Below are 26,218 nucleotides of genomic sequence, written 5' to 3' on the forward strand. Positions count from 1 at the left end.
GTTGTCGTCGCTCCTGTCAGCCTGATTAAGTCACGAAAGTCTGCGCGGCATGCCAGGCGAGGCTCTCGGGCGTGGTCGTCCGCGGCTTGTATTCGCATCCGATCCAGCCGCGATATCCGATGCTGTCGAGATGCTTGAACAGGAAGGGATAGTTGATCTCGCCGGTCCCCGGCTCGTTGCGGCCGGGATTGTCGGCGAGCTGGACATGCGCGATCCGGTCGAGATGCTTCTGCAAGGTCCGCGCCAGATCGCCTTCCATGATCTGCATGTGATAAATGTCGTACTGGATGAACAGATTGGATGAGCCCACGTCGGAGGTAAGTTGCACCGCCTGTTCCGTCCCACTGAGGAAGAAGCCGGGAATATCCAGCGTGTTGATCGGTTCGATCAGGAGCTTGATGCCGTGCTGGCCGAGCGCAGCGGCGGCAAAGCGCAGATTGGACACCAGGGTCTCGCGCAGGTCTGCCGTATCCGCACCGGGGGGGGCGATGCCGACCAAACAGTTCAGCTGCCGGCAATCCAGCGCCTTCGCATAGTCGATCGCGCGCACCACGCCGTCGCGAAATTCATCGACCCGATTGCGCAGGATCGCAATGCCCCGCTCGCCGGCGGCCCAATTGCCGGCCGGAAGGTTATGCAGCACCTGGGTGAGCCCGCAGCGCGCCAGTTCCTCGCGCAACGCGCCCTTTTCGAACTCGTATGGAAAGAGATACTCGACGGCGTTGAAGCCGGCCGCCTTGGCGGCGGCGAACCGGTCGAGGAACGGCAGCTCGTTGAAGAGCATGGTGAGGTTGGCGGCAAATTGAGGCACGGCTGGTATCTCCGCTTCGGGCAGCGCTGGATGGTTTCGTCAGGCCGGCAACAGCGTGCCGGATCGTTGTGCGCTCGGCACGTCATCGAGCGGAAGATCGAGCACCTCCTCGAATTCCACGATGTTGTCGATCTCCGTTCCCATCGCGATGTTGGTGACCCGCTCGAGGATGAACTCCACCACCACCGGCACGCGGTGCTTGGCCATCAGCTCGCGCGCGGTCGCGAACGCGGCCTGTGCCTCGTTCGGATCCGTGACGCGGATCGCCTTGCAGCCGAGCCCTTCCGCGACCGTCACATGGTCGACGCCGTAAACACCGATCTCGGGCGCGTTGATGTTCTCGAACGAGAGCTGCACATGATAGTCCATGTCGAAGCCGCGCTGCGCCTGCCGGATCAGCCCGAGATAGGAATTGTTCACGACGACGTGGATGTAGGGCAGATTGAACTGCGCCCCGACCGCAAGCTCCTCGATCAGGAACTGGAAGTCGTAGTCGCCCGACAGCGCGACGACGTCGCGGTTCGGATCGGCGGCGCGCACGCCGAGCGCGGCGGGCAGTGTCCAGCCGAGCGGGCCCGCCTGCCCGGCATTGATCCAGTTGCGCGGATTGTAGACGTTGAGGAACTGGGCACCGGCGATCTGCGACAGCCCGATCACGGTCACGTAGCAGGTGTCGCGGCCGAATGCCTTGTTCATCTCCTCATAGACGCGCTGCGGCTTGATCGGGATGTTGTCGAAATGGCTCTTGCGCAGCATCGAGCGCTTGCGGTCGCGGCAAGCGGCGGGCCAGGCCTGCCGGTCGCGCAGCTTGCCGGACTTCCGCCACTCCTTGGCGACGGTCACGAACAATTCCAACGCTGCCTTGGCATCCGACACGATGCCGAGGTCCGGATTGAACACCCGTCCGATCTGCGTCGGCTCGATGTCGACATGGACGAATTTGCGACCCTTGGTGTAGGTCTCGATCGAACCGGTATGCCGGTTGGCCCAGCGGTTTCCGATGCCGAGCACGAAATCGGATTCGAGCATCGTGGCGTTGGCGTAGCGATGGCTGGTCTGGAGGCCGACCATGCCGGCCATCAGCGCGTGATCGTCCGGAATGGCGCCCCACGCCATCAGCGTCGGCACGACCGGAACGTTGACCGCTTCGGCGAACGCGACCAGCAGTTCGGACGCATCGGCATTGATCACCCCGCCGCCGGCCACGATCAGCGGCCGCTCGGCGGCGTTGAGCATGTCGAGCGCCTTCTCGATCTGCTTGCGCGTCGCCGCAGGCTTATAGACCGGGAGCGGCGAATAGGTCTCATCGTCGAACTCGATCTCGGCCAGCTGCACATCAAGCGGAAGATCGATGAGCACCGGTCCCGGCCGCCCCGACCGCATGATATGGAACGCCTGGCTGAACACGCGCGGCACCAGCGCCGGCTCGCGCACGGTAACGGCCCATTTCGTCACCGGCTTTGCGATCGCTTCGATGTCCACGGCCTGGAAATCTTCCTTGTAGAGCCGCGCCCGCGGCGCCTGACCGGTGATGCAGAGAATCGGAATCGAATCGGCGATCGCCGAATAGAGGCCGGTGATCATGTCTGTTCCGGCGGGACCCGATGTGCCGATGCAGACGCCGATATTGCCCGCTCTCGCCCTGGTGTAGCCCTCCGCCATATGCGAGGCGCCTTCGACGTGGCGCGCCAGAATGTGCCGGATCGCGCCGTTGCGCTTCAGCGCGGAGTAAAGCGGATTGATCGCGGCGCCGGGAACGCCGAACGCGCAGGTGATCCCCTCACGCTCGAGAATGCGCACTGCTGCATCGATTGCTCGCATCTTCATCTGATGATCCCGCCTCGCTATGAGTTGGCCTGAGCATGATCATCAGGCCCGCGATCATCGATCTCAACGCAATCGATTGGATTTTCCGCCCAGTGGCAGCGCTTGCGATTTCCTGCGTGTCTCCAAGCGATTAGCGCCTGCGAAAGCATGGAAAACGGCGAGCACGAGAACAGCAGCAAGCACCACGTCTGCTACGGTTGTGTACCACTGCTCCCGCGCAGCTCTGCCGAGAGCTCGGCTGCGATCTGGTGCACGATGGCGCCGATCTCTGGCAAGCGATCGTCCGCCAACCGGTCGGCCATGCCCGAAACCGAGACCGCAGCGAACGGCTCGCTGCAATCGTTGAAGACGACCGCGGCCACGCAGCGCAGGCCGAGCCGCGCCTCTTCATCGTCCACCGCATAGCCCTGGCGCCGCACGGTCTCCAATTCCCTGAACAGCTCGCCCGGCCGGATGATCGACTTCTCCGTCAGGCGCGGCATGCCGCGCCGGCGGATGATGGCGTTGATGTCGGCGTCGGAATATGCGGCCAGCACCGCCTTGCCCACCCCCGAAGCGATCAACGCCACGCGTCCGCCGACCTTGGTCAGCGAGCGCATGATCTCCCGGCTTTCGATGCGGGAGACGACGATAATGGAATCATCGTCGACCACGGCAAGATTGGCGGTTTCCCTGGTCTGGTCGCGCAGCTTGCGCAGATAGGGCAAAGCCCGCGCGGAAAAATTGCGCCGGCGCATGAAGGTCGAGCCGACCACGAAGCTTTGCGCGCCGATGTGCCACTTCGACTCCTCGCGGTCGAACTGCACGAACCTGCGATTCTCCAGCGTCGTCAGCAACCGATGAGCCGTCGACGGCGGCAAGCCGATGCGGATTGCAAGATCGGTCAGCCGATAGCCTTCGTCATCCTCTGCAAGCGCTTCGATGATTTGCAGCGCGCGATCGACTGATTGAACGCCGCCGTCTCGCACGTCGTGGTCCGGCTGCGCGCGAATTTCGGGATCGGACGGCTTGCGCCGGATCGGCTCTCTTTTCATCACGACCTGCCCCTAACCGGTTGCGGTTCAGAACGAAATTGCTCGCCGATAACGAGCGTCACAACTGGCATATGGCATACCAAAAATCATGAGAGTCAAGGTGGCAGAATTCGCGAATAGGTAAGTCTTTTTGCCATTCTTCTCGCAGAACGCGTCGATTCTTTCGTTTGACTTCTGGAATAATGTATACCACGATGGCTTCTCAGCGATCCAATTTCTGCAACCGGGAGGACATGCCATGTATGTCGGGGACATCCTTCGCACCAACAATGCGCATGTGGTGACGATCGGCTCGAGCGAAACCGTGAGCATTGCGGCGAACCTGATGTATGCGAGCAATGTCGGCGCACTCGTGGTCAGGAACGTGTCGCGCAGCGTCGACGCCGCCGTGGTCGGAATGTTCAGCGAACGCGATGTGGTGGCCGTGATCGCCGAGCGCGGCACGGGCGGTCTTGCAGCGAAAGTCGGGCAGTTCATTTCGCCGCGGCCGCTGGTGTCATGCACCTCGCAGGACGCGCTCACCGATGTCGAGCATCTGATGGTCCGTCATGACATCCGCCATGTCCCCGTCATCGACAACGGCCGGCTCGTCGGCGTCGTGAGCATGCGGGACATCGACCTTGCCCTGGAAGAAGCTGCCTGCGCGGCCTGACGGATCTTCCCGAGGCCATTGCCACGCAACCCGGTTCGAGCCGCTGAGGCTCATGCTGTGTCCCTACTCTGCTCGCGAGGATTTCATGAAGGTCTGCATCTACGGCGCCGGTGCCATCGGCGGCTATCTCGGTGTCGAATTTATGCGCGCTGGCGCCGATGTCAGCCTGGTCGCGCGCGGTGCGCACCTCGCCGCGATGCGGCAGAACGGCCTGAAGCTCCTGATCGGCGACGAGGAGCGCGTGGTGCATCCTCGCTGCACCGACAATCCCGCCGAACTCGGCGAGCAGGATTTCGTCATCATCTGCCTCAAGGCGCATTCGATCACCGGCGTCATCGAACCGATGCGGCCCCTCTTGGGCGAGCGGACCCGCATCGTCACCGCCGTCAACGGCATTCCCTATTGGTATTTCTACAGGCACGGCGGACGGCACGAGGGATCGGCGCTCGAGAGCATCGATCCCGGCGGACGGCAGTGGAACGAGCTCGATCCGGCGCGCGCCATCGGCTGCGTGGTGTATCCCGCCACCGAGATCGAGGCGCCCGGCGTGATCCGCCACGTCTACGGCAACAACTTTCCGCTCGGCGAACCCTCCGGAGAGATCACGCCTGATGTCGAGCGCCTGTCCGCCCTGTTCGTGGCGGCGGGGATGAAGGCGCCGGTGCTCGACCGCATCCGCGACGAGATCTGGCTCAAGCTGTGGGGCAATGTCTGTTTCAACCCAATCAGCGCCCTCACACACGCGACGCTTGACGTGATCTGCAGCAATCCCGGCACACGCGCGCTGTCCAGAGCCATCATGCTGGAGGCCCAGGCGATCGCGGAAAGCCTCGGCGTCAAGTTTCGGGTCGACGTCGAGCGCCGCATCGAGGGCGCCCGCAAGGTCGGCGCCCACAAGACCTCGATGCTGCAGGACCTCGAGCGTGGACGTCCGGTCGAAATCGATCCGCTGATCACCGTGGTGCAGGAGATGGGCCGCATGACCGGGATCGCGACGCCCGCGCTCGACGCGGTGCTGGCGCTGGTCGCGCAGCGCAGCAGATTGGCCGGCCTTTATGATGGGGCGGCCGGCGTCGAAGCCCGATCGCGTGCAGTGGCGTGATCGCGATGACCAATGTGACACGCTGGGTCCGCTTCCGCCACCGTGCCGAGATCGGCTTCGGGCAGCTCACTCCGTTCGGCATCTCGGTGCACGCAGGCGAGATGTTCGGTGACACACGACCGACCGGGCAAACGCTGGCGCTCGACGATGTCGAGCTGCTCGCCCCGACCGAGCCGAGCAAGATCATCGCGCTCTGGAACAATTTCCACGCCCTCGCGGCGAAGCTGCAATCACCTGAGCCGGCCGAACCGCTGTATTTGTTGAAAGCCCAGACCAGCGTGAGCGCGCCAGGCGCCGTCATCACGCGCCCTCCGGGCTACGATGGCAAGACGACATACGAAGGCGAACTCGGCATTGTCATCGGCAAGAGCTGCACGGCCGTCACACCCGAGCAGGCCGACGCCTACATCTTCGGCTATACCTGCACCAACGACGTCACCGCCGCCGACATTCTCAATCGCGATCCGACCTTCCCGCAATGGGCGCGGGCCAAGGGCTTTGACGGATACGGCCCCTTCGGACCCGTGATCGCCTCGGGCCTCGACCCGGCACGCCTGGTGGTGCGCACCATCCTCAACGGCGTCGAGCGGCAGAACTATCCGATCGCGGACATGATCTTCAGCGCGCAGGCGCTGGTCAGCAAGATCTCGCACGACATGACGCTGTTGCCGGGCGACCTGATCTGCTGCGGAACCTCGATCGGCGTCGGGGTTATGAAGGAGCCCGTCAATACGGTCACCGTCGCGATCGACGGAATCGGCGAGTTGACCAACGAATTTCGTCAGTAGGCGGCGACAGGACGACAGATCGACGCAGCCGGACCAAACGAGCCAACATCCTCTTGGGAGCGCACATGATCTCCAGCACGAAACCGGTATCGTCGCCCGGCGGCTTCCGCTGGCTCCAGCTCGCGATCGGCATCGTCTGCATGGCGATGATCGCCAACCTGCAATATGGCTGGACGCTGTTCGTCGATCCGATCGACGCGACGTATCACTGGGGTCGTCCCGCCATCCAGCTCGCCTTCACGATCTTCGTGATGACGGAGACATGGCTGGTGCCGGTGGAAGCGTGGTTCGTCGACAAATACGGCCCGCGCATCGTCATCATGTTCGGCGGGCTGATGATCGGATTGGCCTGGGTGCTGAACTCCTACGCTTCTTCCCTCGTCACGCTGTATGCGGCGGCGATCGTCGCGGGCGTCGGCGCCGGCGCCGTGTACGGCACCTGCGTCGGCAACGCGCTGAAATGGTTTCCGGACCGGCGCGGCCTCGCCGCGGGCGCGACCGCCGCCGGGTTCGGCGCCGGCGCAGCCCTCACCGTCGTGCCGATCGCCAACATGATTGCCACCAGCGGCTACCAGAGCACGTTCCTGACATTCGGAATCGGGCAAGGCCTCGTCGTTCTCTTGCTGGCCTGGTTCGTCCGGCCGCCACATGGCGTCGAGGCCCCGAGAAAAAGGCAGCTCAACCTGCCGCAGAGCGCAATCGACTACACGCCGCCCCAGGTGCTGCGCACGCCGATCTTCTGGGTCATGTACCTCGTGTTCGTCATGGTGGCCTCCGGCGGCTTGATGACCGCTGCCCAGATCGGGCCGATCGCCCACGATTTCAGGATCGCGGATACGCCGGTCACGCTGGCCGGGTTCCAGATGGCCGCGCTGACCTTTGCCATCTCGCTCGATCGTGTCTTCGACGGCTTCGGCCGTCCGTTCTTCGGCTGGGTCTCCGACACGATCGGCCGCGAGCACACGATGTTCATTGCGTTCGCGACGGCGGCGCTGATGTTGTTGACGCTGTCCACGTATGGCCACATCCCGGTCGTCTTCGTGCTGGCGACGGCGATCTATTTCGGCGTCTTCGGCGAAATCTACAGCCTGTTTCCCGCGACTTCGGGCGACACGTTCGGCGCCAAATACGCAACCACCAACAACGGCATGCTCTACACGGCGAAGGGCACCGCGGCGCTGCTGGTACCGCTCGCGAGCATCATCTCTTCGCAGCTCGGCTGGCAGGCCGTGTTCATCGTCGCGGTTGCGCTCAATGCCACCGCAGCCCTCACCGCCTTGCTGGTGATCAAGCCGATGCGGCGCGCCTTCATTCTCGGCAGTGAGTCGACGGCAAAGGCCGGTATCGCGCCGGCACCTGGCCGGAGCGCGGCGATTGAACACTGATTGGACAGACCTGCGGGCGCGGACCGCGCTGCGGAAGATCTTCGATGCAGCCATCGCCAGCTGCGATCCAAGGCTGACTATCGTGCACGCCCTGCCGGCGAAGCCGAAGGGCAAATGCATCGTCGTCGGCGCCGGTAAGGCCTCGGCTGCGATGGCCGCAGGCCTCAATGCGGCCTGGCCTGACGTCGACCTTTCCGGTGTCGTGGTGACGCGCCGCGGTCATTCTGTTCCTGCGGGCCGCATCGAAGTGCTTGAGGCGTCTCACCCCGTGCCGGATGAGACGAGCCAGGCCGCCGCAGTTCGCATGCTCGGTGCCGTTCAGGGACTTTCCGCCGACGATCTCGTCATCGCCCTGATGTCCGGCGGAGGCTCGGCCCTGATGACCCTCCCGGCCTCCCCGATGACCCTCGCCGACAAGCAGGCGGTCAACCGGGCCCTGCTTGCGAGCGGCGCGACGATTGCCGAGATGAACGTCGTCCGCAAACATCTCTCCGCGATCAAGGGCGGACGGCTGGCGCTCGTCGCCCGTCCCGCCCACGTCACGACCCTCGTGATCTCGGATATTCCCGGCGACGATCCCGCAGCGATCGGCTCCGGTCCCTCGCTGCCGGACCGCAGCACAACAGCCGATGCGCGGGAGATCGTGAGCCGGTTTGCAATCGACCTGCCGGAGGCGGCGCGGCTTGTCCTCGATCAAGCCGACGAGACCCCAAAGCCCGGCGAGATCGACGCCGATGTCCGCGTCCTTGCCGCGCCGTTCCAAGCGCTCGATGCTGCGGCAAAGGTCGCGCGAGACGAGGGTCTCACGCCGATCATCCTTGGCGACGCGATCGAGGGCGAGGCCCGCGAACTCGGAACCGTGATGGCGGGCATCGCCCGGTCGGTCGCAGGGCATGCCCAGCCCGGCCCTGCCCCTGCCGTGCTGCTCTCCGGCGGCGAGACGACGGTGACGATCGGACGCGGGCCGGCGGGCCGCGGCGGCCGCAATACCGAGTTTTTGCTGGGACTCGTCATAGCGCTATCAGATACGTCCGGTATCTGGGCGATTGCCGGAGACAGCGATGGAATTGATGGAACGGAAGATGCGGCTGGAGCTTTGATCGGTCCTGACACGCTGCGGCGCGCCGTAGCGCATGGTCTCGACGCGCGTACCTATTTGGCGGCCCATGACAGCTACACCTTCTTCGACCGCCTTGGAGACCTCGTGCGCACCGGCCCAACGCTCACCAATGTCAACGATATCCGTGCCGTGCTAATTGCGTCCGGCAAGCCAGCAATGAGGTGACCCATGCGTCGTCATCGACGGGCCAAGATCGTCGCAACCGTCGGCCCCGCCAGCAGTTCCCCCGAGATGCTCAAGGCGCTGCTGCTGGCCGGCGTCGATACGTTCCGTCTGAACTTCAGCCACGGAACCCAGAGCGACCACGCACGTGTCCATGCCGAGATTCGAAAGCTGGAACAGGAGGTCGGCCGTCCGATCGGCATCCTGATGGACCTCCAGGGTCCGAAGATCCGCGTCGGCACCTTGCGCGATGGCAAGATCACCGTGGCGGCCGGCGAGACCATCCGGTTTGTGCTGTCCGGATCGGATGGCGACAAGTCCGCAATTCCGCTGCCGCACCGGGAAATCTTCGCGGCGGTGGCGCCCGGCCACGACCTTCTGATCGACGACGGCAGGGTCAGGGTTCGGGTCGCCGGGCTCGGCGACGATTTCATCGAAGCCAAGGTGATCGTCGGCGGCACCATCTCGAACCACAAGGGCGTCAATCTGCCGGGGACGGTGCTCGATCTCTCGCCGCTTACCACGAAGGACCGCCTCGATCTGGAGTTCGGCCTGAAACTCGGCGTCGATTGGGTCGCATTGTCATTCGTGCAGAAGCCGTCCGACATCATCGAGGCGCGAGGCCTCGTCGGCGACCGCGCCGGCCTGATGGCCAAGATCGAGAAGCCGGCGGCGCTCGAGCGGATCGACGACATCATCCAGCTGTGCGACGCCATCATGGTTGCGCGGGGAGACCTCGGCGTCGAAATTCCGGATGAGGATGTGCCGGGACGCCAGAAGGAGCTGGTGCGGGCGTGCCGTCTCGCGGTGAAGCCGGTGATCGTCGCCACGCAGATGCTGGACTCGATGGTCGCAGCACCCACGCCGACCCGCGCGGAAGTCTCCGACGTTGCGACCGCGATCTATGATGGTGCAGACGCGGTGATGCTGTCGGCGGAATCCGCGACGGGCCGCTATCCGCGCGAGGCCGTCGAGATGATGGATCGCATCATCCGCAGCACGGAGCAGCACAAGATGTACCGCTCGATCGTCGAGGCGACCCAGCCCGGCGAAGAGCAGACGCCGCCGCATGCGGTTGCGACGGCCGCCGCCGACCTCGCCTCCGTGATTCACGCCGCGGCCATCGTGGCCTACACGTCGAGCGGCACCACCGCCGCACGCGTCGCGCGCAAGCGGCCGAGCCTGCCGATCCTCGCCATCACTCCAAGCCGCGAAGTGTCGCGTCGCCTGTGCCTGCTCTGGGGCGCGCACAGCGTGCTTTCCGACGATGTCGGGAGCTATGAGGAGATGGTCGAGCGCGCGACGGCGCTCGCGCATGCAGAGCAGTTCGCATCGAGCCGCGACCTGCTGGTGGTTGTCGCCGGCATTCCTTTTGGGCAGGCGGGAAGCACCAACAACCTGCGGGTGGTTTCGCTCCCTTGACGGGGCGTCTTCGCCCGGCATCGCGGCCCCAAACACCCGTCGCACCCGGCCCGTTGGGATTTCTCGGGCTCGTTCCGCCCGGCGCCCAAGCCTCACGGCATGGCGCCAAACCAGATCACGAGCGCGAACATCACCAACAATGCGACGGTGATGATCGCTTCGCTCGTGGGTATTCGCTTCATAGGGCGCCTCCACGCGCGGGAGCGGGATGCTGCGACGGGGGCGGTAGTTCACATCGGCACGACACCGCCCGCTTAAAATACATGCGGACGGCGTCAGCTCTAGCCCTAGGACGGAAATGCAAAATCCCGGTAGCCATTACGTATACACAACGGGGCTGAAGGTTCATGTGACGATTGGCACCCTCCAATAGGGCTAGGACAGCGACCGCAGCAGCGCGAAGGCACGCCAGTGGCATCCCCGTTGTTCGCCAATCCGGCTGCGACAAACGCATCCCTATAATCCGCCACGGCTCGCCCCCCGTGACGAGGATAGGCTCGGACCACCCGGAGCAACCCTCGGACGTGCAGTGTATGGCGGGCCATCTCACCGGCAGAGGCGAACATACGATCTTAGGGTCGTGGGGACCCGCAGCAGGTCCCCACGATCATCCTATCTGATCGATCTCTCCGCATGCCTCGCGCTCGCGCCCTCACGCATGCTGCGGCTGCGCGAGCTGGCTGACCTGCGTCGCCGGCGGATCGACGACCAGGGTCCCGCCATGGCCGTCACTCGAGGTCGTGAAGGTCGAGGCCATGTAGTTGCCCAGCAGCGCAATGCTCGCCGTGACGGTGCCGTCCGTCACCGTGAGCGTTCCGCCTGATGCGTTTCCGCTGAAGCTCGGCGTGTGAACGTTCGCGAAACTGATGTTGGCAAAATCGATCGCGTCCGAGCCGGTCATCCCGGCGACCGTGCCGGCAAAGCTCGCGGAATTGTCGAGCTTGAGCGTCCCCGTCGACCCCTGGAACATCACGGCGGCGTTCGATGCCCCCGGCAATTCGAGGGTGGCGCCCGATGCGATGGTGGCATTGCTGGAGCTCTCGCCCGTCACGTTGAAGGGCTGCCAGGCTCCCCACGCAATGCCGTCATTGGCCCGGATCCAGAGTTGATCGGTGCCCGAGCCGGCCTGATAGGTCGCCTGGGCAAGTTGCGCCGCAGTGACATCGATCTCGGTATTCACCGGCTGCGATGTGCCGTTGATGCTCCAGTGCCCATTCGAGTTGGAATCCCACAGCGCATATTTCGTGATGGTATCGCCGTCGGCGTCCGTCGCGCTGAACAGATTCGATGCTGCGAACGTCTGCCCGGAGACCGTCACCACGTTCGAGGCCGAAACGACCGGAGGGTGGTCGGGGCCCGGTGTTGCCGTGAAGCTCTTCCAGGCGCTCCACATGCTGCCGTCATTGGCCTTCACCCAGAGCGTATCTGATGCCGAGCCGCCGGGGCCGAACACGTAGCTCACCTGCGACAGGTTCGCCGCCGACACATCGATCTCGGTGTTGGCCGCCTGGGCGACACCATTGACCACAAAGTGGCCGTTGCCGCCGGTGTCCCAGAACGCGTACTGGGTGATCGTATCGCCCTCGGCATCGCTGACCGAGAACAGGCTCGAGGCGGACGTCGATAACTCGCCATGAACCGCGACCACGTTCGATGCCGTCACGACCGGGGCCGTGTCGGGGCCTGGGGTCGCCGTGAAGCTCTTCCAGGCGCTCCACATGCTGCCGTCATTGGCCTTCACCCAGAGCGTATCTGGCGTCGAGCCGCCGGGGCCGAACACGTAGCTCACCTGCGACAGGTTCGCCGCCGACACATCGATCTCGGTGTTGGCCGCCTGGGCGACACCATTGACCACAAAGTGGCCGTTGCCGCCGGTGTCCCAGAACGCGTACTGGGTGATCGTATCGCCCTCGGCATCGCTGACCGAGAACAGGCTCGAGGCGGACGTCGAGAACTCGCCGTGAAGCGCGGCCACGTTCGATGCCGTCACGACCGGGGCCGTGTCGGGGCCTGGGGTTGCCGTGAAGCTCTTCCAGGCGCTCCACATGCTGCCGTCATTGGCCTTCACCCAGAGCGTATCTGGCGTCGAGCCGCCGGGGCCGAACACGTAGCTCACCTGCGACAGGTTCGCCGCCGACACATCGATCTCGGTGTTGGCCGCCTGAGTGACACCATTGACCACAAAGTGGCCGTTGCCGCCGGTGTCCCAGAACGCGTACTGCGTGATCGTATCGCCCTCGGCATCGCTGACCGAGAACAGGCTCGAGGCGGACGTCGAGAACTCGCCGTGAAGCGCGGCCACGTTCGATGCCGTCATGACCGGGGCCGTGTCGGGGCCTGGGGTTGCCGTGAAGCTCTTCCAGGCGCTCCACATGCTGCCGTCGTTGGCCCGCACCCACAGCGTATCTGATGCCGAGCCGCCGGGGCCGAACACGTAGCTCACCTGCGACAGGTTCGCCGCCGCAACATCGATCTCGACACCGGACGCCTGGGCGACGCCGTTGACCACAAAGTGGCCGTTGCCGCCGGTGTCCCAGAACGCGTACTGCGTGATCGTGTCGTTGTCGGCGTCCGAGGTCGTGAACAGGGTCGAGGCGAGAGCTGACGCCTGCCCGTGATTGGCGGTGACGTTCGATGCCGTCACAACCGGCGCGTGGTCGGGCCCCGGGGTGGCCGTGAAGCTCTTCCAGGCGCTCCACAGCATGCCGTCATTGGCCCGCACCCACAGCGTATCCGGCGTCGAGCCGGTCGGGCCGAACACGTAGCTCACCTGCGACAGGTTCGCCGCCGACACGTCGATCTCGACGCCGGCCGCCTGGGCGACACCATTGACCACAAAGTGGCCATTGCCTCCGGTGTCCCAGAACGCGTACTGGGTCAGCGTGTCGCCATCCGGATCGCTCGCCGTGAACAAGCTGGATGCGGCAGCCGACGTCTGGCCGTGTGCCGCAGTCACGTTGCTCGCGTTCACGGTCGGCGGGTTGTCGCCAAATGCCTTGGCCGTAAACTGAGTCCAGTTGCCCCAAATCGTGCCGTCATTGGCTCGAACGAGAAGGGTATCAGTCGATCCGCTTGGACCGAAGACATAGCTCACCTGCGACAGGTTGGCCGCCGCAACATCGATCTCGGCATTGGTAGCCTGGACGACACCGTTGACGACCCAGTGTCCGTGACCTTGGGTGTCCCAGAACGCATACTGTGTGATCGGATCGCCATCGGCGTCCGACACCGTAAAGAGGCTGGAAGCCAGCACCGACGTCTGGCCAGAGCCTGCATGGACGTTGGACGCCGACGTGACCGGCGCGATATCGGCACGCGTCGTGACCAGCGTGCCGGTGCCGGAATCCGCGCTGACGCTGAACCGCACGCCGGGTGTCGCATCAAGCTGCAGATCGAACGAGGATGCCCCCTCGGTGACGTGCAGGATGTTGCCGGCCCGCAAGGTCGCCGACCCACCCGATACGAAATTGAGGCCTGCCAGATCGATGCTGTCGCCCAGCACCAGACTGCTGATGGTCGTGCCGGCCAGGGAGGTACCATCGATCTTCAGCTGACCGCCGGAACCGCTGAAGGTGATGCCGCCGTTCGCGACGCTGCCGGCGCGTAGTTCGACCACGCCGCCGGAGATCGTGACCGGCCCCGTGGAGCCGCCAGAGGACACGATCTCATTGCCTCCGGCAAAGACCGCGACGTTGCTCGTCACCGCGCCGGCAACGTTGAGCGCACCACCGCTCGACACCGCGATGTCGTGCGCCACAGCTCCAGACGCAATGTTCAGCACGCCACCGCCGATGACGGTCGAGTGGTCTATTGCGCCTCCCGACGACACGTTGACCGTGCCGCCCGAAATCCCGGTTCCAGAACCGGTCACACCGGTGACAATACCTCCGGCGAATACATTCTCGATGCCGCCGGCAAAGACCGAGACATTGCTCAGAACCGTGCCGCCAATGTTGAAGACGCCGCCGCTCGAGACGGAGATATGGTCGGCCGTCGCACCCGACGAGACATTCAGGTCACCGCCATTGAAGACTGTCGCATATTCGAACGACGCTCCGGAGAGAACGTCGACCAATCCGGAAATTGCGGTGCCCGAACCGGCAGCACCGGTGACGGAGCCACCTGCAGAGACGATTTCGTGGGCGCCGTTTTGAACAATGACATTGCTGGTGATCCTACCCTGCACATTGAGCGTGCCACCCGACAGGGTGACGTCGTGCGCCGTCGCGCCGGCGGAAACATTCAAGGCGCCGCCGCTGAAGACCACGGTGTTGAACGTCAGGCCGCCAGACGTAACGTTCTCCACGCCTCCGCTTGAAACAGCCGCCCCAGCCGAACCGCCGGCCGACACATTCAATACACCGCCGCTTGAAATCCCGGCGCTAATGGTGACGCCGCCTGAGGAAATCGTCTGATTGCCACCCGACAGAATCGTGGCGCCGGAATCGACGCCACCATTGAAGACGGCCTCGAATCCGCCAGACAGGATCGTGCCCGTCGCGCTGCCACCGGCTGAAACGGCACTACCGTTGAACGATCCGAGTTGGAAGTAGCCACCGCTCAGCACCGTCGTGCCGGCCGCCGTGCCACCGCTCAGCACGGTCATGCCGCCGGAGTTGGAGATTGTCGTTCCGGATACCGCGCCGCCCGAGGTGACCTGCGCGCCGCCGTTGTCGACAATCGTGGTTGATATCGCAAGGCCACCGAAGTTCACACTGAGCTGACCGCCCGAAACGGTCGTGTTGCTTACGGTTCCACCCGCCAAACCACCCGATCCCTGGAACGACGGAATGCCGACTTGCATGAAGCCGCCACTGCCAACGATGGTGCCCAGGGCCGTGCCGCCCGCAAGCACGTTCTCCGTTCCATTCGCGCTGACGGTGATAGCGGAGGTTGAGCCGCCCGACAGAACCTCGAGGATCGGGCCACTACCCACCGAATAGCCGCTCACGACAGCGCCAGGCCCCACCTCAAGGTCGGTACCGCTGCCGAAAGTGGCGTTGGAAAGCTGCGAAACGGACGCTCCGCTGACCAGCTCTAGAGCGCCGAAATTGGTGATCGAAACGCCACTGAGGGACCCGCCTGAAAACAGCTTCAGCAGACCGCCATCGACCAACGTGCCGTTTGCCGATCCGCCGGAAAGGACGTCAATCTCACCGCCGCCGAAAACATGGGCGCCGTTCTCAGCACCTCCGGACGAAACGGTTTCCAGGCCACCGTTGTGAATGTTGACGTTACTGGTCGTGCTTCCCGCGAGATTGAATTGGCCACCGCTGTTCACATCGATGTCATGCGCCGACGCGCCAGCCTGCAAGTTCAGGGCGCCATTGCCGTTGACAGCAACGTAGCCGACGGAGGCCCCCGCGGATGCATTCATTGTGCCGACGACGGTAACCGTTGGGACGCCGGACGAATCCAGTGATCCGCTGACGGCACCGCCGGAAGAGACATTCAATGTGGCGCCGCTCGCAATGAATGCGTCGCTCGTCACCGTACCCAGGAGGCCAACCGTTGCTCCGCTCGATACGGTAAAATCGTGAACGGCGGCCCCGGCTGCGATGCCGGCCGAGGCACCGGACGATAAGGTGAAGAACTCGGACAGGCCTCCGGAGAGGACATTGAGCGAGCCTCCCGACACCGTAAAGGACCGCGCATTGCCCCCGGAGAGCACGTTCAGCGTACCGCCCGACACATCGAAGTTCTGCGCATTGCCTCCCGAAAGAACATTCTCGGTGCCGCCGGCGAACACCTCCGAGTTGCTGGTCTGGGAACCTGCAAGATTGAGGATGCCGCCACTGCTGACGCCGAAGTCGTGGACCGTCGCGCCATTGTCGGCCGTGACAAGGCCGCCATTCCTGACCGTGAAGTAGGAGAGCTGGCCGCCCGAGGTCACGCTGACCGTACCACCCGACACGATCGTCTCGTCGCTGCCGGGAGCGCCCGTCTCGATGCCGCCGGAAGAGATCACAACAAGGCCGCTCGAAAAGACCTCAACGTGGCTTGTCACCGTTCCGACAACGTTCAGCGTGCCGCCCGACGACACGGTAAGGAACGACGCCGCACCGCCTGAGGAAACGTTGACCGTGCCGCCTGCATACACGGTGGCAGAGACGCCGAGACCGCCGCTGGAGATAGTCTGGCTGCCGCCGGACACAATAGTGGCGCCGCTGTCGACACCACCGCTCGAAATCACCTCGGAGCCGCCGGACACAGTCGTTCCAGTGGCGCTGCCCGCGGACTCAATGATCAGCGTGCCGCCAGCCAGGACGGTATCGCCGGATTCCGTGCCAGAAGATACAGTAACGGTGGCGCCGCTGGAAATCGTCTGCATCGCTCTGCCTCCAGGCCAGAATGAAATTCATTTGCCGGTATCGGGCATCGATGCCGCACGGGCGTCGACGTCCTTTATGCGCTATGCTTTGGCGCCGACCGGAAATCCCGGTATGCGCTGAATAACCTGCTTGACGTGATCGCCCGTAATCAGCCGCGTGCATTCAAATTGTCGCTGTGAACTTGCGTGCCGCGGACACCACAGGAAATCCTTGTGGTCGAAACGTAGCCGCGGATCGTTCCCGCAACTGTTGCACGCGTGAAAATTGAGAACGCGGTAAGGCTTGCAACCGTGCGTGTCCTTGAATTTCACGGCATAGGGAAACCATCCCACTGTATCGCCGAGCGTCCCGACCGGAAACTGGGTCAGGACAGCGCGATCTTTCGCCGCGTATTCATGATCAAGGACGGATTCGCCCTGCTGGGAGATTTCTATTCCGAAACGGATGTCGTAGCGCTTGCTGCTGTTGGCATAGCCTCCGGCGGACTCCGTTTCAAACAACACGTTGCCTGTGTCGATATCCCAAATCCTCGCCTTCCAGGGCTGCTCGCCATGAGGGCAAACAATTCGCGCGTCGTCATTGAAGTCGAAGCGCAGTCCTTTTGGACCGACCTGGGTGGGCAGTTTGGCCGCCGCAGGATAGGCAGGCTTCGGAGCATCGGCATTCGACCAGACAGCCTCCGACTTGACCGGCGCGGCGTCGGTCGAACGATCCACGACTACGTTGGGTTGTTCCGGCAAATGGTCCGCCGGGCGTTTCAGCGCGATCGCCGGCGCAACGGTAATCGCATTCACGAAAAAACCCCTGCACTGAAATATACAGAAAAGGTATGCGAGATTGATAACCTCGTCACCAAACCTTGGCGAGTACCTCCTCGGGGCTGCTCCGGAATCGCAGAAGCGGAACAACACACAACCATGAGCTGCAGTTCCGGAAAGCCACCCGAACCATCTATGTCTTCAACTACAAGACGAGCACGGGCTCATGGGAGCCTCTCTCCGATAAGAGGGGTGAACCGCTCTGTCTCCTGCTGATGGCCGAGCTCGACGTCACGAAGCATTACGGCCGACGGGCAGCCTGACGCAGCGGCGGGAGGGCAGTCGTCTGCCCTGGAGCGGCAAGCGCGAGATGCTGACTCAAGTCGAGCGCATTTCGAAGCGCCAATGGTCATCGACCAAGGCGAAGGCGCACGACCTCCATCACGACGACGAGGCTAACAGGACGCACGGATCAAGCGCATCAAGCAGGCGGCCGGAAAGTGAACATTTGTCGGGATGGATTCGGCGGTCTCGTCGGAATGAAAATCAAAAGATCCGATAAGCGCTTGAAAACATTGGAGCGGGTGAAGGGAATCGAACCCTCGTATTCAGCTTGGAAGGCTGCTGCTCTACCATTGAGCTACACCCGCGTCGGACGATCCCCTAACACGGCCGGACGGCCGCCTCAACTGCCACGGCGTACGGCCTTGTGGTCCGGTAAACGCAAACATTTCCGTGCAATCCGCCCGGTTCCTAGCCTGGATGGGGCGGACGGCGGCCTTAACAGCGGCAGATTCGCCACCTATATTGCGGGTCCCATCAACAAAGAAAGGAGGTGATCCAGTGTCTTGTCTCAAGCGCTGTCACCTCGCTGGGATCGCCCGCTAGGCGCTGAGTAATCAGCCTGGCATCGGGGCGCTCTCAGCCCTGGACCAGCGAGACAACAAATCCGGGGGCGCGGCGGAAGCGATTCCGCCGCGCCTTTTTGCCTGTCCGGGCCCAGGCGATTCGCCGCCGCCATGCCGCCGGCGGGATACATTGTCGCAGCACAGAAACCCGCCAGTTCGCTACACACGAAATGTCGGCGTGGGTGGGCGCGAGACGTCCTAGCCAGAAGCATGATCCGGCACGGTGCGAAGCGGTTTTCCCCCGACAAACGCAAAGCATTTGCGCGGAGATCATGCCCGAACAATCATCGCGCCTTGGCGCCTGCCGTATTTGAAATGAGGAGCTTACAAGATGCTTTATGCCATCCTGGCCTACCACGTCGAAGCCGAGGTCAAGTCGTGGAGTGCCGACGAGGACGCAGCCGTCATGGCGGGTCTGCGCGAGGTCCATCAGCGGCTGAAGGGGCGGCTCGGACCGGCTGCACGCCTCGGCGAAACCCGCAACGCCAGCACGCTGCGCGGGCCCGGCCACGGCATGGTGATCGACGGCCCGTTCTCGGAGACCAAGGAGCAGCTGCTCGGCTTCTACGTGATCGATTGCGCCGATGAAGCCGAAGCGATCGCCGCGGCGCGCGACCTGCGCAGCGTCAACCCGTCGGCGGTCTACGAGATCCGCCCGCTGAAGCTCTATATCCCCGGCGCACCGTTTCCGGAAACCGCAGGTCCCAGCGAAGCGTAGCGAGTCCTTTAGCGGCTGGAGCGTCTCGGCAATTTCGGCAGCTTGCTCGGATCGAACTTCGGCAGCGGCAGATCCGGCGGCGGCTCGGGTGCCGCCTCCTGGCTCGGAATCAGCGTCACCTCGAAGGCGAGATCGGGCACGGCATCGGCCCTGCCCTTGCAGGTCGCTATCGCGCCGCTGAAGATGCCCTCGAGCCGCACCACGAGGTCGTCGGTGCCGAACACGGTCGCATGACCGTCGGAATGCCGACTGGCCTTGAGAACGGCGGAGAAGCGCTCGCCGTCGACCTCATAGGTGCCGCTGTAGAGCATGATGGCGTCGCTGCCCCACAGCCTGCCGTCGGCCACATGCACGATGCCGGTGCCGTCAGCGAGCGACGTTCGAAACCACGCCGCATAGGTGCCGTTCTTGAGCATGGAGCCTGTCTCGACTCGCTCCGTTTCTCCGCAAACGATCTGGGCACCGTTGCGTTAACAGGCGGTGAAGGAACTCGCGGTGAAGGAACTTGGCCCCAAGCTCACTGGCCGTCGATCTGCCGTCCCATGATGGCGATCGCCTTCTGATAGACCCCTGCGGCGTTCCATGCCTCGATCGCGGCGAAATTGGGTTCCCCCGGCTGATAGCCGGCGCCGGCGCGCCAGCCATTGGCGCGCAGGAAGTTCGCCGTGGAGGCCAGAGCATTAGCGGCGACGTCGAGATTGCCGGTGCCATAGGCGAGGACGTTCTTCGGCATGAACTGGGTCTGGCCGATTTCGCCATGCATCGAGCCGCGCGTGCTGCCGGACAGACTGCCGCGGTCGATCAGCTTCAGCGCGGCATAGAGCTGGTCGGTGAAGAACTCGGGACGGCGGCAGTCGTAGGCAAGCGTCGCGATCGACGACAGCATGTTCTGGTTGCCGCGCTGGCTGCCGAAGCCGCTCTCCATGCCCCAGATCGCGATCAAGGGCCCCGGCGGGACGCCGTAGCGCTGCTGGATCGAGGCGAACAGGGCCGCCTGCGATTGCTTTAGCGAACGGCCGCGCGCAACGATGGTCGCAGATCCCCGCTTGGCCATGAATTGCTCGAGCGACAGGCCAAAACTGCGCTGGCCGCGATCCGCGGCGATCGTCGCACTGGCGTAGTGCGCCTGCATCAACGCGTCGATCGCGGTGGCGCCGACGCCCTTGGCCCTCGCCTCGCCGGCAAACTGCTCCTTCCAGGCTTCGAATCCGCCGGGCCCGTTGCCGCATTGCGCCGCTTTCGCCTCTGCGCCCAGCGTTGCAACCATCACGACGATGGCGAGCGCCGACGTCGCAATCTGCCAGCCCCTGATCATCCGAAACCTCCTCCGAAAAATGTGCCGCTGCCCCTGCCGGGCGCGGCGCTGACGATGGCCTGATGTAGATGACCCGACGATGAACGATCCGCCTCAGATTCGGCCGCGGACCGCCACGATATGTCGCCGGTAGCGGATTGGCCATCCCGGCCAGATCAGGCAGGCCGGGACATTTGGCCCTTGCGTTCCGGCGGATTCGACCGCGACGGGCGAGCCCCGCAACACGGCGCTTGACATTGACGCTAACGAGAAGGTGCTAGGCCGACCCTCGACAGGAGATCGCGATGCGGATTCAGGAGGCGGCACACCATCTTGGCGTGAGTGCACGGACGCTTCGGCACTATGAGGCGGCTGGCCTGATCGTGCCGCGCCGGAATTCGAACGGCTATCGAAGCTACGCCGCGTTGGAGATCGAGCGGGCTGCGTGGGTGAGAGACCTCATCGCCGCGGGCTTCTCGACCCGCGAGCTTCGCAACCTCCTGACCGCGCTTGAGGACGGCCGGCGCGGCGCGCGCGTGAACTGCTCCGCAGTAATGCAGGAGAAGCTCGACCAGATCGATCGGGCGATCGCGGCGCTGCGCAAGCGGCGGCGCGCCTTGTCGCGCCGTCTGGCCGGACCGGATGGCGGTCGCAGCAACATCAGAACATCAGGACCTGGCGATGAAGATACTCAATATCCTGGCGAGACGTTACCTGCCGCTCGAGGGCCTGGACGAGGCCGTGGCCTTCCACGAAGCCCTGATCGGCCAAAAGGCGCGACTTCGCTTCGACTATCCCGAATATGATCTCAGGCTGGCGCAGGTCGCCACGATCCTGTTCATTGCAGGGACGGAACAGAGCCTGAAGCCGTTCACGGCGACGCATCTGACGTTTCTGGTCGACGATATCGACGCATTCGCCGCGCATCTCCCCGGCATCGGCGCTACGGTACTTGAGGCCCCCAAACAGGTCCCGACCGGCCGCAACATGCTGGTGCTGCATCCGGACCAGATCCGCGTCGAATATGTCGAGCATCGCGACAAGCATCCCGCCGACGTGTTGCCGTGAGGACGTGCTGCCTTTGAGCAGGTCAACCACACGGCCGCGATGACGGCAGCGCCACCTCGCAAAATGCCGCAAGCGATGCCGCTCGCTACGGCACTTCGCCTCGCCGCAGCGGGCCAACGGTCTGCGGGCGGTTGAGGAAGAACTCGCGGTTGCCGAGCGCGGCCTCCGCATACTGGTCGATCGCCACGATGATCGCCTGCACGTGGTGAAAGCACCAGCCTTCCCGCGTCGCCATATGCCGGACCTCGGCCAGCGCTTTGATCCAGGGCGCATGATCATCGCTGTCGTGGAAATACCGAAGCGGCTCTCTCATCTTTCCTCCGGCAGATCACGTCCTCGAGTTCGGCGCGCTTGCGCGACAGCAGAAGCTGCGCCGATGCACTGTCGCGTCCGGCCTGCCTCAGCCGGTTCACGGATGTGTCGAGCGCGCGCAACTCGGCGCGCAGCCGCTGCATCCTGGCTGCATCATCAGGCACGCGCTTCGCCGGCGACCGGCTCTCGCTTCACCGCGCGAAGAAAGATCGGTGTCGCGGCGCGGCGGCGCGGCGCAACGCTCGCATGCACGATGATCGGCTCGCGGTCACCCAGCATGCTCCGCTCTTCGACCAGACGGCTCATCACCAGACGCATCTTCAGCAGATCCCCGGCAACGAAGGCGCAATCCTCATCCCGGTTGATCTGCTGTCGCATGATCGCCTCAGCCTCGAGCATGCTGACGCGCAGCGCCTTGATCTGCCTGCGAATTTCGTTGATGCGGTTGTCCATGGCGGCCTCCTATTCACGATGGAGGGCAATTAGAACAAAACAAGAACATACAGTCAAGCGGCGGAGCCGGCCTGTCGCGGATTTTGATGATCGCCTGTTGTGGGAACCGGGAGGATCACCATTCTGGCGAACTCAACGTGAGGATGTCCGATGAAGCAAAGAGCCGCGGACGAACGCCGGCCGGGATCACAGCGAACGCTCGCAGGTCGTCCGCAGCGAAGCCGCGGCAGACCGTCACAGCCGCCGCCTCTTCTGCGGCCTGCCTTCCGCGGATGCGTATCGACAGGATTTCCTCTGTGCTCAAGCCTTCCGCGGCAGACAAACGGGCGACACATGACTGTGGAACAATTCACTCTTGGAACTTGTCTACTCAAATAGACAAATTAGAATGGGGTCGATTCTGTTTCGATCATTGCGCTGTACATGACGAAGTCTTCCAAACTGGTCGCCGCCAAGCGCGGCAAGGTCCTTCTGGTCCGACGTCGATCTGACGGGCTGTGGATGTTCCCCGGCGGGCGCAGGCGTGCGCGCGAGACCGGCAAGGATTGCCTGAAGCGTGAGATCAAGGAAGAGCTGCCGAAGCTCAAGCTCGGCAGGCTCAGCCTCTGGAAGGAAGTGACGGCCAAGAACAAGCGCTCCGGCCGCAAGATGAGCGATGCGATCTTCATCGCCAAGAACGCCAAAGGACGGCTGGCGATCGGCGACAAGAAGGAGATCGACCGCGCCGCCTGGCATAAGCCCCGCGGACTTCGCCTGACGCCGACCTCGCGCTACATCCGCGATCGGCTGTTTCCGAGGAAGCAGCGGCGCCGGAGATAGACCGCGGAATATCTGCTGCGCGGAAAATCGCGGATTTCATCTTTGATGGCGGTTGGGCGGGCCTGCCTTGCTGATTTGTTGAGCTTCGCACACCATCGACGCGTGCTAGGAATGATGTGATCCGTCCGGACCGGACACGACATCAGCCGGAATTGCGTCAGAATGGGCTTCCCCTCCAACCGCCAGAGGCGGCTGTTCAGAATCGTTTCCGCGCGCTGGCAGCGCCGGGCCATCTTCCTGCTGGGCGGCATTGCGGTCGGTGCGGCGGCTGTCGCGCTCGCACAGCTCGCGGATCTGGCGCAGCTCGCCTTCTCCGCACTGGTGTCGCATCTCCGTTATGCCTCGCTGGTGCTGACGCCGACAGGCTTCGCGCTGTCGGTATTCCTGACCAACCGCTTCTTCCCGAACGCGCAGGGCAGCGGCATCCCGCAGGCCATCGCCGCACGCCATCTGACCGACCAGACCGCGCGCGAGAGCCTGGTTTCGCTGCGCATTGCCGCCGGCAAGATCCTGCTGACCCTGTTCGGCCTCTTGTGCGGCGCATCGGTCGGGCGCGAGGGACCGACGGTGCAGATCGGCGCGTCGATCATGTTTGCGCTCGGCCGCTTCTCGCCCCGGCGCCAACCCGGCCTGATCCTTGCCGGCGCGGCGGCAGGTGTCGCGGCAGCCTTCAACACCCCGCTGGCCGGGATCGTGTTCGGCATCGAGGAAATGAGCCGCGCCTTCGAGACACGGACCTCCAGCCTGATCATCGGCGCCGTCATCGCCGCGGGCCTCACGTCGCTCGCCTTAATGGGCAACTACACCTATTTCGGCACCAGCGCGACGGGCTTGCGCAACGGCGCCGACTGGCTCGCCGTCCCGCTCTGCGGCGTGGCCGGCGGTCTGGCGGGCGGTCTGTTCAGCCGCATCCTGATCGCGATGGCGCGCGGATTTGCCAATCCGTTGGGGCGCGCGATCAAGCGCTATCCGGTCGGCTTTGCCGCGATCTGCGGATTGGCGGCGGCGATTTGCGGGATCGCTTCCGACGGGGCGATCTACGGCACGGGATATCAGCAGGTCAAATCCGCGCTCGAAGCCGGCTCGCAATTGCCCGCGAGCTTCGGCGTCTGGAAATTCCTCGCCACCGCCTTTGCCTCGATCAGCGGCATGCCGGGCGGCATCTTCGCGCCCTCGCTCGCGGTCGGCGCCGGGATAGGCTCCAACATCGCGCCGCTATTTCACGGCGCGCCGCTGGCGGCCCTCATTCTGCTCGGCATGGTCTCGTATTTCGCGGGCGTGGTTCAGGCCCCGATCACGGCCTTCGTGATCGTCACCGAGATGACCGACAATCACGCGATGGTCGTGCCGCTGATGGCCGCGGCCCTGATCGCTCATGCGAGTTCGAAGCTGATCTGCAAGGAGGGCGTCTACCACGCCCTCGCCAAGGGATTCATCGATCGGACCTCGCCGGCGCAGCGGACGACGCCGGCGTGACGTCTCCGGCCGATCAGGCCTCAGCCGTTATAGGCAAACAGCTCGATCGGCTCGCTGAAGCCGCGTACCGCGTGCTCGCCGACATGCTCGAGCGCGAAATCGTGCTCGACCAGATCGGCGAACGTGCGCGACAGCAGCACGTTCTTTTTCAGCTGCTTGGTCAGGGCTTCGAGACGCGAGGCCATGTTCACCGCCGGACCGATCACGGTGAAGTCGAGCCGGCTGCGCGATCCGATATTGCCGTACATGACGTCGCCGACATGGACGCCGATGCCGTAATTCATCGGCGCCCGGCCCATCATGCCGTTCCTCTCGCTGAGCGCCGCCATCGCCTCGCGCGCCTCCGACACCGCTTGCATCAGGTTGGCGCAGGCCTTGGGATCGCTCAGCGGGAAGATCGCGAGCAGCCCGTCGCCGATGAATTTCAGGATTTCCCCGCCATGCCGCGTGATCGGTTCCGACATCGCGTCGAAATAGTCGTTGAGCAGATCGATGACGTCATCGCGTGGCCAGCTATCCGAGATCCGGGTGAAATCCCTGAGGTCGCAGATCATGATCGCGGCCCGCACCGTCGTCCCGCTGCCCCGCCGCGTCGCGCCGGCCAGGATCATCTCGCCGGCGTGCGAGCCGACATAGGTCTCGAGCAGCGTCCGCGCGAGGCGGTTCTTCATCCGGATCTCGCTGACCAGCGCCAGCACCGGCAGCACTTTGCGCAGCTCGGCGACGTGAACGTCATCGAATCCGCCGGCCCGGTCGGTCGCAAACGTCACGACATGCCGCTTGCCGAGCGTATGCAACAGCGGCCACGCCACATAATCGGTCAGGCCCTGCGCGCGCATCTCGTCATAGAGCGCGTGCTTGCGGCCCTGCGACGGGTCGCGTTCGAGCTGCTCGCGCACCTCCTCGGCACCCTGATGGATCTCGTAGACCGGACTGCCGATATATTCCGATCGCTGCTGGACATCGTAGTCGACCCGCGTGATCTCGGCCTCGCGCTTGCCGTTCGCCCAGATGATCCGGGCGCCGAGCCATTGCGGATGCTGGATCAGGAGATTCATCGTCGCCCGCTTCAGCGGAATGCCCGTGTTCTGCAGCCGGAGGCAGAGCTCGGCAAAGATATTGTCGATGAAGCGCTCATCGCGGGTCTGGTTGGTCAGCCAGCTCACAACGTCGCCGTCGGACTGCGGTGGGACGGGATCGATGTTGGGCGCGTTCATGGCTGGCTCCGGAGCGACGGGTGGGGTCGGCAACCGGTATGTCGTGCTTTCGCCCGGCCACGTCAACGCCGCCAGCGGTATCGTGATCGAGCTAGTCTAGTCTAGTCTAGTCTAGTCGGCCTGCCCGAGCCCCTTGAAAGGCACCGCGGGCCTCCGCGTGATGTGATGACGGCGAAGGCGTAAAGAGAACGGGTTGCCAAAATATCGAAAACAACCCCATGCACAGTAGCCGCCGCTCGCCCAGGCTACGCTCGACCAGGCTACTGTCCGTAGCGGGTGAAGATGTCGTGTTTTTGTAGCTCGTGATCTGTCGCCTTCGTTTGTGATTTTGCAGGGGAGCCGGAAGGCGTGGACGGCTTTCCCTGATTGATCATGCCACGGTTGTTGCGGCGGTTTTAGCGCTGGTTGTGTGTTTCTTTGTTCGACTTGAAGCCCGTTTCTCCGCCCCGACCCGCGCAATCTCGACGGCGGCGCGCGCAGGAGCGGTCAAGGACGCGCGCTTGCGCGCCCGCCAGGGCTTGTCCTTGACGGCTGCGAGCACGCTGCCAGGCTGGGGCGCG

General features: G+C 64.1%; 22 protein-coding genes and 1 tRNA gene. 11 read left to right on the forward strand and 12 right to left on the reverse strand.

The window, feature by feature from the left end; translation table 11 throughout:
• Positions 1–25 precede the first annotated feature (25 nt).
• From hyi to AKN83_RS22610, 3 genes are all read right to left on the reverse strand, one after another.
• Positions 26–811, reverse strand: coding sequence for a hydroxypyruvate isomerase (hyi, locus tag AKN83_RS22600; protein ID WP_050404623.1), 786 nt, complete (start codon positions 809–811; stop codon positions 26–28).
• Positions 812–850: 39 nt separating this feature from the next.
• Positions 851–2,638 (reverse strand): glyoxylate carboligase, encoded by a 1,788-nt coding sequence (gcl, locus tag AKN83_RS22605; RefSeq protein ID WP_050404622.1) that lies wholly within the window; start codon positions 2,636–2,638, stop codon positions 851–853.
• 191 nt (positions 2,639–2,829) lie between these two features.
• Complete coding sequence (locus AKN83_RS22610; RefSeq protein ID WP_050404621.1) at positions 2,830–3,672, reverse strand: IclR family transcriptional regulator; 843 nt, start codon at positions 3,670–3,672, stop codon at positions 2,830–2,832.
• A 238-nt stretch (positions 3,673–3,910) separates the two neighbouring features.
• On the opposite strand from AKN83_RS22610, the gene AKN83_RS22615 reads away from it, so the two are divergent.
• The 6 genes from AKN83_RS22615 to pyk all read left to right on the forward strand — a co-directional run bounded on the left by AKN83_RS22615 (position 3,911) and on the right by pyk (position 10,303).
• Positions 3,911–4,324, forward strand: a complete 414-nt coding sequence (locus AKN83_RS22615) for a CBS domain-containing protein (RefSeq protein ID WP_050404620.1) — start codon at positions 3,911–3,913, stop codon at positions 4,322–4,324.
• A gap of 85 nt (positions 4,325–4,409) precedes the next feature.
• Complete coding sequence (locus AKN83_RS22620; RefSeq protein ID WP_050404619.1) at positions 4,410–5,426, forward strand: 2-dehydropantoate 2-reductase; 1,017 nt, start codon at positions 4,410–4,412, stop codon at positions 5,424–5,426.
• A 5-nt stretch (positions 5,427–5,431) separates the two neighbouring features.
• On the forward strand, positions 5,432–6,214 hold the full coding sequence (locus AKN83_RS22625; protein ID WP_050404638.1) for a fumarylacetoacetate hydrolase family protein: 783 nt from the start codon (positions 5,432–5,434) through the stop codon (positions 6,212–6,214).
• Positions 6,215–6,279: 65 nt separating this feature from the next.
• Entirely contained in the window at positions 6,280–7,599 is a 1,320-nt protein-coding gene (gene oxlT, locus AKN83_RS22630) for an oxalate/formate MFS antiporter (RefSeq protein WP_050404618.1), read from the forward strand.
• Positions 7,589–8,884, forward strand: coding sequence for a glycerate kinase type-2 family protein (locus AKN83_RS22635; protein WP_050404617.1), 1,296 nt, complete (start codon positions 7,589–7,591; stop codon positions 8,882–8,884). Before oxlT ends, AKN83_RS22635 begins: the two co-directional genes overlap by 11 nt.
• A gap of 3 nt (positions 8,885–8,887) precedes the next feature.
• The gene (pyk, locus tag AKN83_RS22640; RefSeq protein WP_050404616.1) at positions 8,888–10,303 is read left to right on the forward strand and encodes a pyruvate kinase; all 1,416 of its coding nucleotides are present in this window, start codon (positions 8,888–8,890) and stop codon (positions 10,301–10,303) included.
• A gap of 652 nt (positions 10,304–10,955) precedes the next feature.
• Here the strand turns inward: pyk and AKN83_RS22645 are convergent.
• From AKN83_RS22645 to AKN83_RS22655, 3 genes are all read right to left on the reverse strand, one after another.
• Positions 10,956–16,634 (reverse strand): hypothetical protein, encoded by a 5,679-nt coding sequence (locus AKN83_RS22645; protein ID WP_063695467.1) that lies wholly within the window; start codon positions 16,632–16,634, stop codon positions 10,956–10,958.
• An 81-nt stretch (positions 16,635–16,715) separates the two neighbouring features.
• A complete protein-coding gene (locus AKN83_RS22650) occupies positions 16,716–17,429 on the reverse strand; it encodes a glycosyltransferase family protein (protein ID WP_050406678.1) in 714 nt (237 codons plus the stop codon).
• Between the two features lie 540 nt (positions 17,430–17,969).
• Positions 17,970–18,043: transfer RNA gene (locus AKN83_RS22655), tRNA-Gly, on the reverse strand.
• 589 nt (positions 18,044–18,632) lie between these two features.
• Between AKN83_RS22655 and AKN83_RS22660 the strand changes: the two genes are divergently transcribed.
• Positions 18,633–19,019: a YciI family protein gene (locus AKN83_RS22660; protein ID WP_050406679.1), complete on the forward strand. Its 387-nt coding sequence runs from the start codon at positions 18,633–18,635 to the stop codon at positions 19,017–19,019.
• Positions 19,020–19,027: 8 nt separating this feature from the next.
• Here AKN83_RS22660 and AKN83_RS22665 read toward each other — a convergent pair whose 3' ends face one another.
• Both AKN83_RS22665 and AKN83_RS22670 read right to left on the reverse strand, forming a co-directional pair.
• Positions 19,028–19,435, reverse strand: coding sequence for a hypothetical protein (locus AKN83_RS22665; RefSeq protein ID WP_050406680.1), 408 nt, complete (start codon positions 19,433–19,435; stop codon positions 19,028–19,030).
• 101 nt (positions 19,436–19,536) lie between these two features.
• On the reverse strand, positions 19,537–20,334 hold the full coding sequence (locus AKN83_RS22670; RefSeq protein WP_050406681.1) for a lytic murein transglycosylase: 798 nt from the start codon (positions 20,332–20,334) through the stop codon (positions 19,537–19,539).
• A gap of 284 nt (positions 20,335–20,618) precedes the next feature.
• Between AKN83_RS22670 and AKN83_RS42055 the strand changes: the two genes are divergently transcribed.
• Together AKN83_RS42055 and AKN83_RS22675 are read left to right on the forward strand one after the other, a co-directional pair.
• The gene (locus tag AKN83_RS42055; protein WP_206600801.1) at positions 20,619–21,119 is read left to right on the forward strand and encodes a MerR family transcriptional regulator; all 501 of its coding nucleotides are present in this window, start codon (positions 20,619–20,621) and stop codon (positions 21,117–21,119) included.
• Entirely contained in the window at positions 21,055–21,381 is a 327-nt protein-coding gene (locus AKN83_RS22675; RefSeq protein WP_206600802.1) for a VOC family protein, read from the forward strand. The genes AKN83_RS42055 and AKN83_RS22675 overlap by 65 nt, the downstream gene beginning before the upstream one ends.
• A gap of 85 nt (positions 21,382–21,466) precedes the next feature.
• Here AKN83_RS22675 and AKN83_RS22680 read toward each other — a convergent pair whose 3' ends face one another.
• Both AKN83_RS22680 and AKN83_RS22685 read right to left on the reverse strand, forming a co-directional pair.
• Entirely contained in the window at positions 21,467–21,694 is a 228-nt protein-coding gene (locus tag AKN83_RS22680; protein ID WP_021081740.1) for a hypothetical protein, read from the reverse strand.
• A gap of 155 nt (positions 21,695–21,849) precedes the next feature.
• Positions 21,850–22,146, reverse strand: coding sequence for a hypothetical protein (locus tag AKN83_RS22685; protein WP_050406683.1), 297 nt, complete (start codon positions 22,144–22,146; stop codon positions 21,850–21,852).
• Between the two features lie 423 nt (positions 22,147–22,569).
• Here AKN83_RS22685 and AKN83_RS22695 point away from each other — a divergent pair, with 423 nt between their 5' ends.
• Both AKN83_RS22695 and AKN83_RS22700 read left to right on the forward strand, forming a co-directional pair.
• A complete protein-coding gene (locus tag AKN83_RS22695) occupies positions 22,570–22,965 on the forward strand; it encodes an NUDIX hydrolase (protein ID WP_050406684.1) in 396 nt (131 codons plus the stop codon).
• Between the two features lie 162 nt (positions 22,966–23,127).
• Positions 23,128–24,441 (forward strand): chloride channel protein, encoded by a 1,314-nt coding sequence (locus AKN83_RS22700; RefSeq protein ID WP_050406685.1) that lies wholly within the window; start codon positions 23,128–23,130, stop codon positions 24,439–24,441.
• Between the two features lie 20 nt (positions 24,442–24,461).
• Here the strand turns inward: AKN83_RS22700 and AKN83_RS22705 are convergent, their stop codons facing one another.
• Positions 24,462–25,658: an adenylate/guanylate cyclase domain-containing protein gene (locus AKN83_RS22705; RefSeq protein ID WP_050406686.1), complete on the reverse strand. Its 1,197-nt coding sequence runs from the start codon at positions 25,656–25,658 to the stop codon at positions 24,462–24,464.
• A gap of 370 nt (positions 25,659–26,028) precedes the next feature.
• Positions 26,029–26,218: hypothetical protein (locus tag AKN83_RS40925; protein ID WP_206600803.1), on the reverse strand; the 190-nt coding region annotated here is incomplete at its 5' end.

Origin of the sequence: Bradyrhizobium embrapense (genome assembly GCF_001189235.2) — a bacterium.
GTDB classification, from domain to species: Bacteria; Pseudomonadota; Alphaproteobacteria; order Rhizobiales; family Xanthobacteraceae; genus Bradyrhizobium; species Bradyrhizobium embrapense.